The sequence below is a fragment of the Isoptericola sp. NPDC060185 genome (genome assembly GCF_042728595.1).
GTDB lineage: Bacteria > Actinomycetota > Actinomycetes > Actinomycetales > Cellulomonadaceae > Isoptericola.
In genome coordinates this window covers 24,612-41,658 of the sequence record NZ_JBHWYY010000001.1, presented here as the reverse complement: position 1 = coordinate 41,658, position 17,047 = coordinate 24,612, and the positions used below count along the sequence as shown (strand labels likewise).

Sequence of the window (17,047 nt, the reverse complement as noted above, 5' to 3'; positions counted from 1 at the left end):
GCGTGCGTCGTCGGCACACCCCGCCCCCCTCACGTCGGGTGGCCGCCCGCGACGCTACAGGACGTCGTCGGCGGCATCCGAATCGGACGACCGGCCCAGGACGGGCAGACCGGGCGTCCGGCCTGCTCGTCCCGGGCCGGTCGACCTCACCGGCTGAGCGTCACTTCTCCTTCGTGACCTGGTACAGCAGCGGGTCGCTGTCCCAGCCGAAGACGACGTTGTCGACGTCCTCGCCGTAACCGGCGGTCACGTTCTGGTACCACAGCGGGATGCCAGGCATGTCCTCGAAGAGGATCGTCTGGGCCTGCTTGTAGAGCTCGAGCGCCTTGGTCGGGTCGGACTGGCCGTTCGCCTCCTTGAGCTTCGCGTCGAACTCCTTGTTCGAGTAGCCCATGTCGTTCGAACCGGCACCCGTGCCGTAGATCGGCCCGAGGAAGTTGCTCATGGCCGGGTAGTCGGCCTGCCAGCCGCCGCGGAACAGGCCCTTGAGGGTCTCGTTGTCGCGAGCGTCGAGGAACTCGTCGAACGTCGGGAACGGCGCGAACTCGCAGTCGACGCCGAGCGCGCTACGGATGTTGTTGCAGACCGCGTCCACCCAGGTCTGGTGGTCGGAGTCGGCGTTCGAGGCGATCGTGATCGGCTGGTCACCGAACTTCGAGATGCCCTCGGCCTCGTCCCACAGCTTCTTGGCGCCCTCGGGGTCGTAGTTCAGGACCTCGTTGCCCTCGACGTCGTCGGACCACCCGTCGATGACCGGCGAGCTGAAGTCCTTCGCCGGCGTGCGGGAGCCGTTGTAGATCGTCTTGGTGATCTCGTCGCGGTTGATCGCCATCGACACGGCCTTGCGGCGCATGTGGCCGGCCTCGCCGCCCCACTCGGGCAGGTACTCCGGGACGTTGACGACCTGGATGACGGCCGCCGGCTGGTTGACCGCGCGGTCGCCCAGCTCGTCCTCGAACGTGGCGAAGGCCGACGACGGGACGTTGGTGACGATGTCCAGGTTGCCCGAGAGGAGGTCGTTGTACGCCGTGTCCTCCTCGGTGTAGGCGATCAGGTCGATGCCGCCGTTCTGAGCCTTGCGGTCACCGTTGTAGTCGGCGTTGGGCTCCAGCGAGATCTGGTCGTTGTGCTCCCACGACTTCAGCTTGTACGGGCCGTTGCCGACCGGCTTCTCACCGGCAGCCTTCGGGTCGTCGAAGAACGAGTCCGGCAGCGGCATGAACGCCGCGTAGCCCAGACGGGTCTTGAAGTCGGACTCCGGCTGCGTCAGCTTCACGGTGAACTCGGTGTCCGACACGACCTTGAGGCCCGTCAGCTCCGAGTCCTTCTCGTACGAGAAGCCCTCGATGGGCTCGAAGAAGTACGAGAGGTTCTGCTTGTTCGACAGCTTGGCGCCGTAGTTCCACGCCTTCACGAAGCTGTCCGCGGTCACCGGGGTGCCGTCGGTGAACTTCCAGCCGTCCTTGAGCGTGATCGTGTACGTCTGCTGGTCGTCCGTCTCGATGGACTCGGCCATCTCGTTGTGCACGGCGCCATCGGCGTCGTAGTACACCAGGCCGGCGAAGAGGTTGTTGATGACCTTCGAGCCGTACGTCTCGTTGGTCATCGTCGGGATGAGCGGGTTCTGCGGCTCGCCGTTGCTGACCGTCACGATGCCGGTCGTCGGGCCGCCGTCGCCGCCCGTGGCCTCGGGGTCGTCCCCGGAACCGCCACCGCACGCGGACAGCAGCAGGGCCGAGGTCAGGGTAAAGGCCCCGATGCCTGCAAGTCGTCGTCGAGGTGTCACGTGTCCTCCTGAGTTGGGTCGCTCACCGGAGGGGGTCACCCCTCGGTGAGGTACAGGCGCGTGTGCGCGCGCACTGCACTGTGCGCCGGTGAGCCTAGTCACGTCTCGGCCCTTGGTCATACCCTTGGTCCGGTTTGCGCCCGGAACCGTGACCATTCCGGTATCTGCTCGCAACTTCCAGGACCACTCACGGGAGGGTCACCAGCCGGCCGTCGCGCACCACCAGCACGCGGTCGGCCATCGCCACCAGCTCGGGGTCGTGGGTCGCCACCACCGCCGCCACCCCGCGGGAGTGCACGAGGTCGCGCAGCAGCACCATGACGCGCCGGGCCGTGGCCGAGTCGAGCTGCCCGGTCGGCTCGTCCGCGAGCAGCACCCGCGGCCGCGCCACCAGCGCCCGGGCCACCCCGACGCGCTGCTGCTGCCCGCCCGAGAGCTCGTACGGTCGCTGGTCGGCGTGGTCCGCGAGGCCCACCGCCTCGAGCGCCTCCGCGACCCGGGACGCGCGCTGCGCCGCGTCCACGCGCGCCAGCCGCAGGGGCACCTCCACGTTCTCCGCCGCGGACAGCACGGGCACCAGCCCGAACGACTGGAACACGAAGCCGATCTCGGTGCGCCGCACCGCGTGCAGCTCGTCCTCGCCGAGGCCGCCGAGCTCGCGCTCCGTCGCGCCCGGGCCGCCCTCGGCCGCCGGGTCCGCGCCGAGGTGCACGGTGCCCGACGTCGGGCGGTCCAGGCCGCCGAGCAGGTGCAGCAGCGTGGACTTGCCCGACCCCGACGGGCCGACGACCACCACGAGCTCGCCCGCGCCGACCTCGACCGACACGTCCTCCAGGGCGCGGACCTCGCCCGCGCCCGAGCCGTAGACCCGCGACACGTCCGTCGCGCGCAGGACCGCCGTCGCCTGCGGGCTCGTCGTGGTGACGCTCATCGCTCCTCCTCCGACCGGCCCCGACGCCCGTCCGGCCGGACCTCCACGTGGTCCTCCTCCAGCGCGAGGCGCACGCGGTCGCGCAGGTCCAGCGCGCTGACGAAGTCCTGGGGCAGCTGCATGCGGCCCACCCGGTCCAGCACCGCGAACTCCTCGGCCACGTGCCGCTGCGCGCCGTCCTCGTCGATCTCCGTGCGCCGCAGCACCTCGGTGGACGTGCGCCCGTCTCGGATCTGCACGGTCCGGGCGACGTGCTCCGAGACCGCCGGGTCGTGCGTGACGATCAGCGTGGTCACGCCCGTCTCCGCGTTCACCGAGCGCAGCGACTCCAGCACCTCCGCGCTGGTCGCCTCGTCCAGCTCGCCGGTGGGCTCGTCGGCCAGGAGCACGCGCGGCGAGCCGGCCACGGCGACCGCGATCGCGACCCGCTGCTGCTGGCCGCCCGACATCTGCGCCGGCACCCGGTCGGCGAGGTGCCCCACCTCGAGCATCTCCAGCAGGTCGGTCACCCGCGCCGCGCGGTCGGCGCGCGCGCCCGTCCGCGCGATCTCCAGCGGCACCCGGACGTTCTCCGCCGCCGTGAGGTACGGCAGGAGGTTGCGGCCCGTCTGCTGCCAGACGAAGCCCACCGTGGACCGCTGGTAGCGCACCCGGTCGCGGCGCGTCATCGCCAGCAGGTCCGTGCCCGCGACCGACGCCGAGCCGGCCGTGGGCAGGTCCATCCCGGACAGGATGTTCAGCAGCGTGGACTTGCCCGAGCCGGACGCGCCCACGACGGCGACGACCTCGCCGCGCTCCACCGCGAGGTCCAGGCCCTGCAGGGCCTGCACCTCGATCCCGTCGGTCGCGAAGATCCGCACGAGCCCGCGGCAGCGGATCTCCTCGAGCGCCGGACCGACCGCGTCGGCCGCCGGCCCGGGCGTCTCCTCCTGGGTCACCGCCATGTCGTCACCACCCTGTCGTCCTCCCTCATTCCGCCGCCTCCCGCAACCGCTCCGTCGTCGCGCCCCGCCGGCCGACGACGGCGGCCAGGGACGCCCCCACGACTACCGTCACCACGAACCCGGCCACTCCCGCGGCGACGAGCCACGGGTCCACGCTCAGCTCCGGCTGCGGGCCGCCGCCGGTCAGCGGCGTGAGGTCCACCGTGGCGTGCAGCAGCGCGGGCACGCCCACCCCCACGGCCGCGCCGACGAGCAGGGCGCCCAGCGCCCACGGCGCGACCTCCCACGCGACCAGCCCGCGCGACTCCGACCGGCGCAGGCCCATCGAGCGCAGCACGCCCAGCAGGCGCTCCCGGTCCGGCGCGGCGAGCACGAGCGTCAGCGCCACCGTGAGCGCCACCAGGACGCCGGCGAGCACGACGGCCACCAGGGCCGCCGTCGTGATCCCCTGGGCGGCCGGCGAGTCGAGCACCTCGGCCGTCTCGGTGCGCAGGTCGTCCACGGTCAGCTCGGGGACCGCCGCGCGCAGGGCCACGGCGACCCGGGCCGGGTCCGCGCCGTCCTCCAGCGAGAGCAGGGCGCTGCGCGGCTCCGTCTCCATGTCGAGCGGGTCGGCGAGCAGCCCGGAGTCCATCACCACGGTCGACGGCGCGTCGCTGACGCCCGGGACGCGCCCGGCGGTGCCGAGGGGCGCGACGTCCGCCGTCTCGTCCCGCAGGGCGAGCTCCAGGCCCTCGGTCCCGGCGTCGACGCCCGGCACCCGCAGCGCCAGGAACGGGAGCGTGTCGTCCGCGCCCGGCGACGCGAGCGCCGCGACGTCCGGCGGCGCCTCGGGGACGCCCTCCTGCACGGTCGCCAGCGCGGCCGCGTCGACGGCCACCACCTGCACCGTGCGGTGGCGGCCGTCCGGCCACGTCAGGTGCCCCACCTCCGGCAGGAGGGTGGCCCGCGCGACCTCGGCGACGCCGTCCACGTCGCGGATGGTCGTGAGGACGTCGTCCGACAGGAGCGGCCCTCCCACGCGCAGGTCGGCGCCGAGCCGCACCTGGGCCTGCCGGGCGACGCCCTCGTCGATCGTCGTGAGCACCACCGCCGACGACGCCCCCACCGAGACCGCGAGGACCAGCGCGAGCGCGGGGACGACGCCGCCCGCGGGCGCGCGCGTGGCCCGCGCGGCGCCCAGGAACGGCACGAGGTCGCGGCGCCGGGACAGCAGCCGCTCGAGCCCGCGGGCCAGCCACGGGATGGCGCGCACCGCGACCAGCGCGGCGGCGGCTGCCACGAGGAGCGGGGTCGCCGCGAGCAGCGGGTCGACGCCGCCGGCGCCTGCCCCGCCGACGACCCCCCGGCGCAGCAGGAGCAGCACCGCGAGCGCCGCGACGCCGAGCACCGACAGCTCCACCGTCCGCCGCCAGCGGCCCCCGGTCGCCGCGCGCACGTCGCTGCGCTCGGTGCGCAGCGAGCGCGGCACGGTCACGGCCGCGGCCGCGACGGCCGGGGCGAGCGCGGCCGCGGCCGCGCACAGCACCTGCACACCCGTGACGGCTCCCGGCCGCACCAGCAGGCCGAGCAGCACGCCGAGGACGGCGGCGGGCAGGCTCACGGCGAAGCCCTCCGCCGCGGTGAGCAGGCGCAGCCAGCCCCCGGTCGCGCCACGCGCGAGCAGCACGGCGAGCGCCCTGCGCCGCCGCTCCACCACGAGGCGGGCGGCCAGGACCATGACCGCGCCGAGCGCCCCCAGCGGCCCCACGACGAGGACGGCGAGGACCGCGTCGGTCGCCACCCGGTCGCGCAGCAGCTGGTCGAGCACCTCCGACAGCGTGGTGCGCCCCTGGAGCTCCACGGCGTCGTTCGGCACGATCGTCAGCGTCTCGTGGGTGAACCCGCGCAGCTGGTCGGCGAGCGCCTGGACCTCACCCGACTCGATGCCCTCCACGGACACCGGGTACCACAGGACCGTCTGGGGGCCGCGGAAGGCGAGCCCGGAGATCATCGCGGGGTCCACGTACACGGCGGCGACCGCGGTGGTCGAGCCGTTCGGCGTCATGCCCAGCTGGGCGCGGCGGCCGAAGGGCTGGTGGTACCAGGCGTCTGCCCCGTCGTCGACGGGCTCGGTGATCCCGACCACCTGCAGCGGGGGGAACTTCCACCCCTCGAGCGCGTAGGTGCCGCCGACCTTCCAGCCGAGCGTGTCCGCGGCCTCGCGGGTGAGCACGCCCTGGACCGGCACGTCGCCCTCGGGGCCGTTGTAGCCGAGCGTCACCGGGGTCGGCTCGGGCCACTCCCCCTCCACGAGGCGCATGTCCTCCTGCAGGCGCGGGGACGCCCGGAACACGGCCTGCGGGATCTCGATGCCCGAGCCGGGAACCTGCTCGGTGAGCATCTCCTTCGTGGAGACCGCGAAGGACGGCTCCCCCAGCACGTCGCGCAGCGGCCGCGGCTGCTCGTCCCGCAGCGACACCATGCCGTCGAGGAACTCGATCCAGTCCGGCTCGGAGGGGATCCGCTCCGCCGCCGGTGGCTCGACGGGGAGCGCGCCCGTCGGGCCCGGCATGCCGGGGACCGACCCCGACCGGGAGACGACGTCGCGCCGCAGGGGGGACAGCTGCTCGGTGGCGTAGACGACCTGGTGGGCGCGCATCTCGGCGACGGCGCGCGCGGCCGCCGTGGCCGCGCCCGCGGCCAGCACGGTCACCACGGCCAGGACGACCGCCGACCCCCACGCGGTGCGCAGGTGCCGGCGCAGCAGCAGCCGGAGCATCAGCGCACCTCCTCGCGGTAGGTGCCCTCGCGCGCCTGGGCGGCCACGCCGGCGCGCACCGCGAGGGCGACGACCGCCAGCCCGGCCAGGAGCGCGGCCCCGGGGACGAGCGCAGCCGCCGGCGCGAGGGCGGTGGACGCGGGCGGCACGACGGCGTACCCCGTGATGGTGGCCTCGGCGAGGCCGGGGGCCGTGGCGGCGGCCACGGCCCAGCCCGCCAGGAGTCCGACGAGGAGCGCGGCGCCGGTCACGGCGGCGATCTCGAGGGCGCGGTCGTTCCCCTGCGCGCGCGGCGGCATCCCGACGGCGCGCAGCACCGCGACCTCGCCGCGGCGCCCGCGCACGGCCGCGACGCTCACCGCGCCCACGCCCACGAGGGCGAGCGCGACGGCGGCGAGGGCCGCGACCCAGAACGCGCGCCGCACGGGCCCCGCGGCGTCCGAGCGGCCGCCACCGGTGGAGGTGGTCACCACGACGCCGTCGGCGCCGTCGGCCTGCCGCGCGACGTCGCCGGCGGCCGCACCGAGCGCGGTGACGTCGGCCTCCGAGGCGCCGGGCGCCGCCCGGACCCACATCTCCTGGGCGGGGATCACGGTCGAGTCCATGTGGAGGGACGCCGCCTGGAGCTCCGCGAGCCCGACGAGCGCCGCGGCGGGGTGGAGCGCGCCCGGCACGACGTCCACGACGTCGACCACCTCGACGGTGAGCCGGTCGCCGCCCTCCAGAGGCACCTCGGTGCGCTCGCCGACGGTGACGGCCATCATCCCGGCGAGGTCGCGGGTGAGGACGGCGGGCACCGCCTTGCGGCCTGCGGACGCCCCCACGACGCGCACCAGGGCGGACATCTGCTGGTACTCGACGCGCGAGGCGAGGGTCAGCCCGGTGCCCTGCCGGGCGCCGAACGGGATGGCACGGTCGGTGTCCGGCCCGGCGAGGTTCCACGACGTGCTCTCGACGTCCACGGGGGTGGCGGTGCCGTCGCTCGTGGTCGCGTCCATCTCGTCGACGGACAGCCGCAGGGACGTCGCGCGGTTCCCGGGGGCCGGCATCTCCACGTCGAAGGCGACCACGGTCCACTCCCCCGGCGTCCCGTCGGCGGCGTCCGGCGCGGGGGGTACGGCCGCGCGCAGGTCGAGCGTGCTCTCGGCGGGGCCGATCGCGTCCTCCTCGTCGCCCATGCCGTCGACGTCCACGTTCAGCGTGCCGACGTCGAGGGGCAGGAGCTGCCCGTCCGGGTCCGCGAGCCAGAGCGTCAGGGGGATGGTCGAGAGCTCGAACGCCTCGAGCCGCCCCCGCTCGATCGGCGGCGGCGCGCCAGCCCACGCGTCGGCCCACGGCAGGGGCGCGCCCAGCGCGCCGACGTCCTGGGTGACGGACTCGTCCACGATGAAGTACTCGCCGGTGACGGCGAGGTCGAGCGCGTCGGTCCCCGCCGGGAGGCGCGGGTTCTCGGCGTAGAGGTCCGGGTCGGACAGCGCCGCCGCCATCGCGCCGACGTCCTCGCCGCCCGGGTCGAGCGCCGTGCCGGCGATGCGGTCGACCGGCAGGCCCGTCGTCGAGACGGGGACGTCGTCCGCCGCGCCCTCCGACATCCGTGCGGGGGCGGCCGACGCCGCGCCGGGCAGCGACTCGTAGCCCGCCACGGGGCCCGGCGTGCCGGTGTGCGTGACGACGCGGACGTCGCTGCCGGATGCCACGGCCGCCGACGCCAGCCGCAGCTGGGTGCCCGTGCCGACGAAGGCGGAGGCGAGCACGACGCTGCCGGCCGCCACCACCACGAGCACCACCGGGACGGCGGTGACGGCGAGCCGCCGCGCGACCTGCCGGGCCGGGAGCACGCGGGTGTCCGGGCGGCGGGCCGCGAGCGCCGCCCAGGCCCGGGTCAGCGGCCCGAGCAGCACGACCGCCACGACCGCGGCGGCGGCGAGCGCGAGGGCGGGCGCCGCGGCCGCAGCCGGGTCGGACTGCCCACCGTCGGGGGTCGGGACGAGCGGCGAGCCGTAGCGGCGCAGCAGCCAGAGGGTCACCGTCGCGGCGACCAGGACCAGCACCACCGTGCCCCACGTGGCCGCCTGCCGCGCCCGGCCCGACGTGTCCACCAGGCGCAGCGCCGCCGCGGCGCGCGCCTGGAGCCCCTCGAGGGCCACCACGACGAGCACCGCGGCCAGCGCGCACCCGACCGCGGACGGGAGCAGGTCGCCGAGGGCGCCGGAGACGCCCTCCGATGCCAGCATTGCGACCGCCGCGCCGCACCCTGCCGCGGCCCCGACCAGCACGACGACGCCGGCCTCCGCCGCCGCGGCGGCCGTGAGCTGGGCGGGCGACGCGCCGCGGGAGACGAGCAGGCGGACCTCGCCCGCCCGGGTGGCGGCGAGGAGGCGCGCGACCTGCGCGACGGCGATCACGCCCGCGAGCGCCAGGACCATCATCGGGACCAGCGCGACGGCCGAGGCCGCTCCCAGCGACGCCGTGGCGTCCGCCGACCGCTGCCCGAGGTCCCCCGTCATCTCAGCGCCCCGCACCTGGATGTCGTCGTCGGCGAGGACCGTCTCCAGGAGGGCGGCCTGCCCGGCCGTGAAGGCGCGGAGGTCGTCGGGCGTGGTCGCGGCGACGTCCGGCGTGATCGTCCAGCGCACGAACGGGGCGTCCGAGTCGTCGTCGGGCACCTCCGCGCGCGTCACCTCGTACGGGCCGTCGCCGAAGAGCTCCTCGACGTCCTGGCGCATCGCCGCGTCCTGCGCGGCGGGGTCGTCCGCGAGGCGGGTCGTGACCGTGACGACGCCCGGGGAGCCGCCGCGGGTCAGCGCGTCGTCGATGACCCGCGCCTCGGCGGCGCGGACGGTGCCGATCGTCGTGCCGAGCGCCGCCGTCACCGTGGCGACGAGCAGCGCGACGAGGACCAGGAGGCCCCGGTGCGCGACGGAACGGCGCGCGAGCAGCCGTGCGCGACTCATCGGCCCGCCGTCCTGGCGAGCGGAGCGCGGGCGTGGTCCACGTGCCCTCCTGCGTCCTTGCTCGGGCCCGCTCCGGGCCTCGTCGTCGTGTCGTTCCCGCGCCGGTGCGGGTCCAGGGCGGACCTTAGTCCCCCGCAGACGCGCGGCGCGCGACCTCTCGCGAGGGTGCAATCTCTCCGTGCGGGGGCCGTCAGGGTGTAGGGAGGGCGACGCACCGGGACCGGGACACGCGGCCCGCCGCGTCGGGCCAGGTCACGGCCGGTGCGCCCGCTTCTCGTTGCCCCGCCGGTAGTTCCCGGTGGCCCGCGCGAGGAGCTCCTGGTCGGTGTCCGGGTCCTGCCCGAGCAGCGCGACCAGCCGCGCCGCCCGCGCGCCCGAGACCGTGACGACCAGCCGGCCGCCGCGGCTCACCAGGACCGTGCCGTCCTTGGTGACCCGGTGGTCGAACGGGTCGTCGTCGAGCCCCACGTCGTCCCCTCCTCAGCCGGTGGTGCGGCTCAGCGCCGCCACTCGTACGGCGTCGTCGTCGACACCTTGACCAGGCCGGAACGCTCCAGGATGGGCCGGGAGAACTCCGTGGAGTCGCTGTTCAGGTACCGCTTGCCGCGCGCGAGCGCCGACTCGGCGCGGGCGGAGGTGAGCGCGCGGTAGATGCCGCGGCCGCGCCACTCCGGGCGGGTCGACCCGCCCCACAGGCCGGCGAACTCGGTGCCCGGGACCGGCTCGAGGCGCCCGGCGCTGACCACCAGCCCGTCGGCCTCCGCGACCCACAGCTCCATCTCCGGGTCGCGGTCCTGGCGGCGCAGGAGCGAGTCGGCGTGGCCCGACGTGGCGGGGTCGTCGCCGAACACCTCGTCCGCCATCGCGGACATGGCCCGCACGTCCGCCTCGTCGGTGACGCGGCGCAGCGTCACGCCCTCGGGCAGGGGCACGTCCGCGACCAGCGAGCGCGCCTCGCCGATCATGATCGACTCCGGCTCCTCGGGCACGAAGCCGTGGTCGACGAGCGCGTCGTGCAGGCCCGGCGCGACGTCGTGGCCGCGGGTCTTCCACTCGACGCTCGTGATCGTGGCGTCGGCGCGGAAGTGCGCGAGCGCGGAGGCGACGAAGCCGCGGATCGTCGCGGCGTCCGCGCCGCCGAGGTCCCGGTAGGTGACGAAGCCGCGGCCGCCGTCGAAGGTCACGAGCCGCACCGGCCCGAGGCGGGTGACCGCCAGCGCGCTGGGCGTCTCCGCGTCGGTGCGGAGCTGGTCGTCGTAGGCGGCGAGGAGGCTCGTGGCGTCCGCGTCGGCCGGGGTCTGGCCCGAGGGTGAGTTCACGGCCGTCACCCTTCCAGAGCCGCTCTCGGGCGGGCAACAGATTTCGCCGTGGTGCCCTCGCGGGTCAGGGCCTTTCGGCGCCGGGCGCCAGGCCGTGGCACAGGACGTCCACCACGTGCCGCACCGCGGCGCGCGGCGCGTCCCGCCAGTCGTGGGTCGCGTGCGGCGCGAGCGCCGCCGCGCGCGGGTACCGCTCGTCGAGGTCCGGCACGAGGCGCCGCGTCGCCGCCGCGCGCTCCCGCCAGGCCTCGGCCCCCGCGGCGTCCAGGCGCTCGTACTCGGCCGCGGTCTGCGCGGTGGCGCGGACGACGGCGTACAGGGCGGTGACCACGGCGGCCCTGGACGCCGGGGGCACGTCGTGGCGCGCGAGGACGTCGAGCAGCCGCTCGAGCCAGTCCTGCTGCTGCGGGCCGCCCGGCGCGGAGGCCCACGGCAGGTCCACCAGCCACGGGTGCTCCCGGTACAGGGCGAAGAGGCGACCCGCCCAGGCGTCGAGGTCGGCGGCCAGGTCGGGGCCCGGGTCGCGCCAGCCCGGCATCGCCGAGGCGTGGTCCTCCGCGAGCGCCAGCAGCTGCTCCTTGGTGCCCACGTACGGGTACAGGCCCATGGCGCTCAGCCCGAGCCGGGCGCCGACGGCCCGCGTCGACAGGCCGTCGAGCCCGTCCGCGTCGGCGACGGCGACCGCGGCGTCGAGCACCTCGTCCAGCTCGAGACGTCGGCGCGGCCCGCGGCGCGCCGGTGCGGGCTCCGCCCCCCGGTGGCGCCACAGCCGCCGAACGTGCTCCTCGACGTCGTCCATTGCCCCGATCCTCTCATCTGCTTACAGTGTAAGGCGTAACTTCGCCCCCTTGCTGGAGACCGCCATGCCCACCGCCGCCCTGCCCGACGGATCGTCCCTCGACGTCACCACGCTCGGCGACGGCCCTGCCGTCCTGCTCCCCGTCCGGACCGCCCCGCTCGACGGGCCGCAGGCCGACGCGATGCGCGCCTGGGGCGCCGACCCCGACCTCGGCGCCGTCCTCGCGCACAGGGTCGCGGACGCCGGCTTCCGCGTCGTCGCCGCCGACTACGAGGCCCACCTCGCCGCCCACCCCCGGCCCGGCACGCTGACGGCCGACGCCGTCGCGGACGATCTCCTCGCCGTCGCCGACGCCGCGGGTACCGACCGATTCGCCTACTACGGCTATTCGTGGCTGGCGCTCGCCGGGCTGCAGCTCGCGCTGCGCACCGACCGCCTCACCGGCCTGGCCATGGGCGGTTACCCGCCCCTCGACGGCCCGTACGCCGCGATGCTCGCCGTGACCCGCGCCGCGCACCGGCTGGCCCTCGCCCATCGCGACGCCCCGCGGCCCGCGGCGACGCCCGCCCCCGAGCCCGGCGACTGGGGCTCCGTCGAGATGACGCAGAGCCCCGAGCAGACCGGGCAGTACGTGACGCTCTACGAGTCGCTCGACGACTTCGACGACGCCGCTTCCCTCGCCCTGCGCGTGCCGCGCCTCGCCGTCGTCGGCGCGGACGACGACATCGTCTACGGCCCCGGCTGGGGCGACGTCGAGGTCGTCATCGCCGGCGCCGTCGCCCGCCGGCGCCCCGAGCTCGAGGCCGCCGGCTGGACCGTCGCCCTGCTGCCCGGCAAGGACCACATGTCCGCCATGCAGGCCGACGCCGTCCTGCCCGTTCTCCTGCCCTGGCTGGCGGCGCTCCGCGGCTGAGCGTGCAGCCCGCACCGCTAGGGTCGGTGCCCGTGAGCGAGCCAGCGAGCGACCCAGGGCGCGAGCCGGGGAGCCGGCCCGAGAGCTACGTCCGGCGCCTGCGTGCCGTGGTCGGCCACGACCCGCTCTTCCTGCCGGCTGCCTGCTGCGCCGTCCTCGAGCACGACGACGACGGCTCGACCCGGGTGCTGCTGCAGCAACGGGGTGAGCCCGGCGGTCCGTGGGGCCTGCCCGGTGGGGCGCTGGAGCTCGGCGAGACCGTGTCGCAGGCCGCCGTGCGCGAGACCCTCGAGGAGACAGGCCTCGTCGTGGAACCGCACGACCTGCTCGGCGTCTTCTCCGGGCCACGGCCGCACACCTACCCGAACGGAGACGTCGTCCAGTCGGTCGTCACGGCGCTCGTCGCGGGGGTCGTGGCGGGCGAGCTCAGGGCGGACGGCACCGAGACCGTCGCCCTCGGCTGGTTCCGCCTCGACGCGCTGCCGACCCCTCTGTTCGGCCCGCACGAGCTGATGCTCGAGGCGCTCGTCGCCGGAGATCGCGGGGTCTGGGACTGAGCCGCCTCGCTCAGCCCGCGGGCGCGCCGGCCAGGTCGTCCCAGACGACGAAGACGGAGTCGCGGTCGATCTGCGCGCCCGCGGCACGGTAGCTCGCGAGCGCGGCGACGTTGTCCGCCTCCGTGCCGGTCCACATCCCGCGGCAGCCGCGGGCGAGGGCGTGGTCGCGCAGGGCCGCGAGCAACGCGGACGCCACGCCCTGACGCCGCCACGGCTCGTCGACGCCGAGCTCGTACAGGAACATCTCCGGCTCCTTGTCCGGGTGCCGCATCTCCACCCCGGACACGAAGCCGACGTCGCGCCCGTCCGGCCCCCGCGCGAGGAGCACGACGTGGCCGGGCCTCGACAGCGTGTCGGCCGCTCCGTCCGGCCGGACGGGCGCGTCGAAGAGGTGGGACGCCGCGACGAGCTCCGCCGGGTCCGTGACCTGCACGACCGTCCAGTCCGCCATGCCCGCCATCCTCGTCCGCGCCCGCCGCGCCGGCACCCGGGGCGCCGGACGGGTGTCACGGACAACCGTCCGGCCCCTCTCTCCCCACCATGACCCCGCAGGCGCTCGCCTCCGCCCAGGCCGTGACCGGCCTGCTGCCGGCCGCGCCCGCGCTGCTCGGGTTCCTCGGGGCGTCCCTCGCCACGCTCGCCGTGCCCGGGCCGTCGGTCGTGTACGTCGTCGCGCGCAGCACCACCCTCGGACGACGGGCGGGCCTGCTGTCGATGGTCGGGCTCGAGACGGGGGCGGCCCTGCACGTGGTGGCCGCCGCGGCCGGACTGGCCGCCCTGCTCGAGCGGTCGCCCGTCCTGTTCGGCGTCGTCCGCTGGGCCGGTGCCGCCTACCTCGTCTGGCTCGGCGTGCGCGAGCTGCGCGCCGCGCGCCTCCGGCCCGAGCCCGGGAGCGGCGCGGGGACGCCGGCCCGTGAGGCCGCGGCCACGGGTGAGGACGCGCCGCGGGGGTGGCGGCTCGTCGCCGACGGCGTCCTCGTGGACGTGCTCAACCCGAAGACGGCGCTCTTCTTCCTCGCGTTCCTCCCCCAGTTCACCGACCCGGGGCGCGGGGCGGTCGCGCCGCAGCTCGCGATCCTCGGCGGCGCGTTCGTCGTGCTCGCGGCCCTCGTCGACAGCGGGTACGCCCTCGTCGCGGACCGGATGTCGTGGCGGCTGCGCGCCTCCGAGCGCGCCCGGCGCCGCCTCGGCGCCACCTCCGGGGGCGTCTACCTCGTGCTCGCCGGCGCGGCCGTCGTCGTCTGACCGCCGCGGTGGGCGTCGTCGGGCCCGGAGTTGAGCGGTGCCAGGCTCTCGCTGGCCGCCATCCAGGCCGCGAACGTCACGACGCCCGCCTCGAACGCGACGAGCCGGCGGTCCCACCGGCGGCCGGGCCCGGCCGCCGCGCGCACGAGCGCCAGCCCGCCGGCGAGGTTGGCCGCACCCCAGGCGAGGTTGACCAGCGCCGACGACCGGCGGCCCGCCAGCGGGGTGAGATGCTCACGGCCCGTCGCGGCGGACGCCAGGTGCGGGGCGCTGTTGCCGACGAGGAGGCCACCCACGAAGGCGGCGACGTGCCGGCCCCGCGTCGGAGGGAACGGTGCAGGACTGCTCATCCGGACGACGCTCCCAGTGCCGCCCGCGCCGCGCAAGGGCACAGGTCGGGGGCGTCAGAGGTGTCGCGCCACCGCGCGCCGGGGTCGCAGCCGCCAGTCGCGGCGGTCGGCCTCCACGAGCAGCCGGAGCAGGAGCCCGCCGACCAGCAGGCCGCCCACCAGGTCGCTGATCCAGTGCCAGCCGAGGAAGTAGGACACGGCCACCGCGTCGAGGGCGACCAGGCCGACCAGGAGACGCAGCCAGCGCATCGTGCGCGCGGACGCGCGCGTCCAGCGGCCGACCAGGTACACGGCGGTGCCGTAGATCAGCACCGCCTCCGCGGCGTGCCCGGACGGGAAGCTGATCCCGCTCCAGCCGAGCTGACGCAGCCCGCCGTCGAACAGGTCGGCGTCGTCGGTGGTGGGCGCCGGCCGCGCGAGCAGCACCTTCAGCAGGCCGACTCCCCCGTAGAACGCGAGCTCCGCCATCGCCGCGCACCACAACGGCCGCCACGTGCGACGCCGCCACGCGAGGGTGCCGGCGACGGCCAGCAGCACCGGGAGGCAGACCGCCTGCCCGGCGATCGGGTCGAGCACGTGCTGGATGAGCGGTTGCAGGCCGGGCGTGAGACGCCGGGCCCAGAACCCGTGCGCGGCCTCGTCGACCTGCCGGAAGGGGCCGGCGGCGAGCAGCGTCACGACGACCAGCCCGGTCAGGAGCGCGGGCGCGGAGGTGAGGCGGGCGAGCTGTTCGTCGGGCCGGCTCGCGCGTACCGCCCGGGTGTCGAGGTGCGAGCCGTCGAGGGCGCGCACGGGCGCGTCGGGAGCCTGGAGCAACATCGCGCCCAGGGTAGGCAGCACCGGCTGGGCGTCCCCTGACCGTGGGGCGTGGGGCGGGTGTGGTGTCCCGCACGTTCGCGCCCGCCGGCCGGCTCAGTCGCGCGGCGAGAGCGCCGCCAGGAGCCACCGGTTCCGGGTGCGCAGCAGCCGCGTCATGTACCCGGTGAGGACGACACGGTCGACCAGGCGGCCCAGCGGCCCGGCGGGCGACGTGAACTCGACGACGTCCGTCATCAGCGTGCCGCCGGGGACGGCCTCGAACCGGTGCTCGTGCCACCACCGCCGGAACGGCCCGGTCACCTGCTCGTCCACGAAGCGGTGCGGCGCGTCGTGCGCGCTGATCCGCGACGTCATCCGGAACGGCACCCCGAAGTGCCGCGCCCGCCAGGTGACGGTGTCGCCGAGGCCCATGAGCCCCGTCGTCACGCCGCCGACCGCGCGCTCCCCCGACCTGCTCATCGACGCGGCGTGGGCGTCCACCGACAGGCTCGCCGCGAAGCACGCCTCCGTGGACGACGGGATCTCGGTGGTCAGCACGATCGTCGGCACCGGCCGATGGTAGGCCTGCTGCCTGGGCCCCGGCGGCGCGGCCGTCACCCGCCGAGCAGCGCGACGGCCGCGCGGCCCTTCGCCTGGTTCGCGGCAACGGACGGCCGCAGCTCGCGCTCGTACGCGGCGAAGGCGTCCCTGTGGTCGCCGCCCGCGGCCAGGGCGTCGTTGAGGCTGCGCGCGAGGACGTCGGCGCCCACCAGCGCCTGGGACGTGCCCATGCCCGACGTCGGGGCGGCGCAGGCGGCAGCGTCGCCGACCAGCACGACCCGGCCCACGGACCAGCGGTCCAGCTCGACCTGGCAGGTGGACGCGAAGAGGAAGTCGTCCGCGGCGGCCATGTCGCGCAGGAGGCGCGGCACCTCCCAGCCCGCGCCCTCGAACGCGGCGCGGACCAGCTCCTCCTGGTGGGCACGCCCGAGGCGGTCGGCCCGGGCCGAGTCCGTCGCAAACGACAGGCTCACCGTCATCCGCTCCGCGTCGTGGGCGCTGAACGCCAGCACCGCGCGCCCGGGGACCGCCTGCAGCAGCACCTGGTGGTCGAGACCGAACCGGTTGGCCGTGGTGAAGCCCGCGCCCGACATGCCGAGGTGGCGCACGTGGGCGTCGTGCGGGCCGAGCACCAGCCGGCGGACCGCCGACCAGACGCCGTCCGCCCCGACGACCAGGTCGTACGTGCCAGGCGCCGAACGCTCGAACGTGACGTGCACGCCGTCCTCGTCCTGCGTCAGCGCGCGGATCGAGTCGTCGAAGACGTAGCGGACGTCCTCGGCGGTGACGCGGTGCAGGATGCGCGTGAGGTCCGCCTTGGGGACCTCCAGGCCGCCCGAGAACTCCTCGGGGGGCAGCTCGCCGACCCGCGCGCCGTCCGCGTCGACGAGCACCGTGCCCCGCATCCGCGTGTCGTGGCCGCGCACCTCGTCCAGCACGCCCATCCGCTCCAGCACGTCGAAGGCCTCGCCGCGGAAGTCGACCGCGTACCCGCCGGCCCGGACCTCCGGGGCCCGCTCCACGACCGTCACGTCGTGCCCCTGGCGCACCAGCCGGTACGCCAGCGCCGGCCCGGCGACGCTCGCCCCCGAGATGAGAATCCGCATGTCCCGCTCCTTCGTGCCGTGGT

Annotated in this window: 16 protein-coding genes; 3 read left to right on the top strand and 13 right to left on the bottom strand. The window is 75.9% G+C overall.

Annotated features, from left to right (window positions below; translation table 11 throughout):
* Positions 1-160: 160 nt before the first annotated feature.
* The 8 genes from ACFWDO_RS00220 to ACFWDO_RS00185 form a co-directional block, all read right to left on the bottom strand.
* Positions 161-1,786, bottom strand: coding sequence for an ABC transporter substrate-binding protein (locus tag ACFWDO_RS00220; protein ID WP_380326653.1), 1,626 nt, complete (start codon positions 1,784-1,786; stop codon positions 161-163).
* A gap of 187 nt (positions 1,787-1,973) precedes the next feature.
* Entirely contained in the window at positions 1,974-2,717 is a 744-nt protein-coding gene (locus ACFWDO_RS00215) for an ABC transporter ATP-binding protein (protein WP_380326650.1), read from the bottom strand.
* Positions 2,714-3,661 carry an ABC transporter ATP-binding protein gene (locus ACFWDO_RS00210; RefSeq protein WP_380326647.1) on the bottom strand — a complete coding sequence of 316 codons (948 nt, stop codon included), beginning with the start codon at positions 3,659-3,661 and terminating at the stop codon, positions 2,714-2,716. The genes ACFWDO_RS00215 and ACFWDO_RS00210 overlap by 4 nt, the downstream gene beginning before the upstream one ends.
* A 25-nt stretch (positions 3,662-3,686) precedes the next feature.
* On the bottom strand, positions 3,687-6,422 hold the full coding sequence (locus ACFWDO_RS00205) for an FtsX-like permease family protein (RefSeq protein WP_380346736.1): 2,736 nt from the start codon (positions 6,420-6,422) through the stop codon (positions 3,687-3,689).
* Positions 6,422-9,376: an FtsX-like permease family protein gene (locus tag ACFWDO_RS00200; RefSeq protein ID WP_380317430.1), complete on the bottom strand. Its 2,955-nt coding sequence runs from the start codon at positions 9,374-9,376 to the stop codon at positions 6,422-6,424. Before ACFWDO_RS00200 ends, ACFWDO_RS00205 begins: the two co-directional genes overlap by 1 nt.
* Before the next feature lie 252 nt (positions 9,377-9,628).
* Complete coding sequence (locus ACFWDO_RS00195) at positions 9,629-9,844, bottom strand: hypothetical protein (RefSeq protein WP_380317427.1); 216 nt, start codon at positions 9,842-9,844, stop codon at positions 9,629-9,631.
* Between the two features lie 29 nt (positions 9,845-9,873).
* A complete protein-coding gene (locus ACFWDO_RS00190) occupies positions 9,874-10,695 on the bottom strand; it encodes a GNAT family N-acetyltransferase (RefSeq protein ID WP_380317424.1) in 822 nt (273 codons plus the stop codon).
* Positions 10,696-10,759: 64 nt separating this feature from the next.
* A complete protein-coding gene (locus tag ACFWDO_RS00185) occupies positions 10,760-11,494 on the bottom strand; it encodes a TetR/AcrR family transcriptional regulator (protein ID WP_380317421.1) in 735 nt (244 codons plus the stop codon).
* A gap of 49 nt (positions 11,495-11,543) precedes the next feature.
* Between ACFWDO_RS00185 and ACFWDO_RS00180 the strand changes: the two genes are divergently transcribed.
* Together ACFWDO_RS00180 and ACFWDO_RS00175 are read left to right on the top strand one after the other, a co-directional pair.
* The gene (locus ACFWDO_RS00180) at positions 11,544-12,407 is read left to right on the top strand and encodes an alpha/beta fold hydrolase (RefSeq protein ID WP_380346734.1); all 864 of its coding nucleotides are present in this window, start codon (positions 11,544-11,546) and stop codon (positions 12,405-12,407) included.
* A gap of 32 nt (positions 12,408-12,439) precedes the next feature.
* A complete protein-coding gene (locus ACFWDO_RS00175) occupies positions 12,440-12,964 on the top strand; it encodes an NUDIX domain-containing protein (protein WP_380317416.1) in 525 nt (174 codons plus the stop codon).
* Between the two features lie 10 nt (positions 12,965-12,974).
* Here ACFWDO_RS00175 and ACFWDO_RS00170 read toward each other — a convergent pair whose 3' ends face one another.
* The gene (locus ACFWDO_RS00170) at positions 12,975-13,415 is read right to left on the bottom strand and encodes a GNAT family N-acetyltransferase (protein ID WP_380317414.1); all 441 of its coding nucleotides are present in this window, start codon (positions 13,413-13,415) and stop codon (positions 12,975-12,977) included.
* 89 nt (positions 13,416-13,504) lie between these two features.
* Here ACFWDO_RS00170 and ACFWDO_RS00165 point away from each other — a divergent pair, with 89 nt between their 5' ends.
* Positions 13,505-14,209, top strand: a complete 705-nt coding sequence (locus tag ACFWDO_RS00165) for a LysE family translocator (protein WP_380317411.1) — start codon at positions 13,505-13,507, stop codon at positions 14,207-14,209.
* Here ACFWDO_RS00165 and ACFWDO_RS00160 read toward each other — a convergent pair.
* The 4 genes from ACFWDO_RS00160 to ACFWDO_RS00145 form a co-directional block, all read right to left on the bottom strand.
* Positions 14,173-14,559: a hypothetical protein gene (locus ACFWDO_RS00160; RefSeq protein ID WP_380317408.1), complete on the bottom strand. Its 387-nt coding sequence runs from the start codon at positions 14,557-14,559 to the stop codon at positions 14,173-14,175. The two genes, ACFWDO_RS00165 and ACFWDO_RS00160, sit on opposite strands and share 37 nt — an antisense overlap.
* Before the next feature lie 54 nt (positions 14,560-14,613).
* Positions 14,614-15,378 (bottom strand): phosphatase PAP2 family protein, encoded by a 765-nt coding sequence (locus ACFWDO_RS00155; protein ID WP_380317406.1) that lies wholly within the window; start codon positions 15,376-15,378, stop codon positions 14,614-14,616.
* A 93-nt stretch (positions 15,379-15,471) separates the two neighbouring features.
* Positions 15,472-15,927, bottom strand: a complete 456-nt coding sequence (locus tag ACFWDO_RS00150; RefSeq protein ID WP_380317403.1) for an SRPBCC family protein — start codon at positions 15,925-15,927, stop codon at positions 15,472-15,474.
* Between the two features lie 44 nt (positions 15,928-15,971).
* Positions 15,972-17,024, bottom strand: a complete 1,053-nt coding sequence (locus ACFWDO_RS00145; RefSeq protein WP_380317400.1) for an FAD-dependent monooxygenase — start codon at positions 17,022-17,024, stop codon at positions 15,972-15,974.
* Between the last annotated feature and the right edge of the window lie 23 nt (positions 17,025-17,047).

What these genes read in the sequence shown, in the direction of transcription:
- ACFWDO_RS00165 (WP_380317411.1), top strand. Translation starts at nt 13,505, where the DNA reads ATGACCCCGCAGGCGCTCGCCTCCGCCCAGGCCGTGACCGGCCTGCTG.
- ACFWDO_RS00215 (WP_380326650.1), bottom strand. Translation starts at nt 2,717, where the DNA reads ATGAGCGTCACCACGACGAGCCCGCAGGCGACGGCGGTCCTGCGCGCG.
- ACFWDO_RS00185 (WP_380317421.1), bottom strand. Translation starts at nt 11,494, where the DNA reads ATGGACGACGTCGAGGAGCACGTTCGGCGGCTGTGGCGCCACCGGGGG.
- ACFWDO_RS00200 (WP_380317430.1), bottom strand. Translation starts at nt 9,376, where the DNA reads ATGAGTCGCGCACGGCTGCTCGCGCGCCGTTCCGTCGCGCACCGGGGC.
- ACFWDO_RS00160 (WP_380317408.1), bottom strand. Translation starts at nt 14,559, where the DNA reads ATGAGCAGTCCTGCACCGTTCCCTCCGACGCGGGGCCGGCACGTCGCC.
- ACFWDO_RS00155 (WP_380317406.1), bottom strand. Translation starts at nt 15,378, where the DNA reads ATGTTGCTCCAGGCTCCCGACGCGCCCGTGCGCGCCCTCGACGGCTCG.
- ACFWDO_RS00170 (WP_380317414.1), bottom strand. Translation starts at nt 13,415, where the DNA reads ATGGCGGACTGGACGGTCGTGCAGGTCACGGACCCGGCGGAGCTCGTC.
- ACFWDO_RS00210 (WP_380326647.1), bottom strand. Translation starts at nt 3,661, where the DNA reads ATGGCGGTGACCCAGGAGGAGACGCCCGGGCCGGCGGCCGACGCGGTC.
- ACFWDO_RS00205 (WP_380346736.1), bottom strand. Translation starts at nt 6,422, where the DNA reads ATGCTCCGGCTGCTGCTGCGCCGGCACCTGCGCACCGCGTGGGGGTCG.
- ACFWDO_RS00145 (WP_380317400.1), bottom strand. Translation starts at nt 17,024, where the DNA reads ATGCGGATTCTCATCTCGGGGGCGAGCGTCGCCGGGCCGGCGCTGGCG.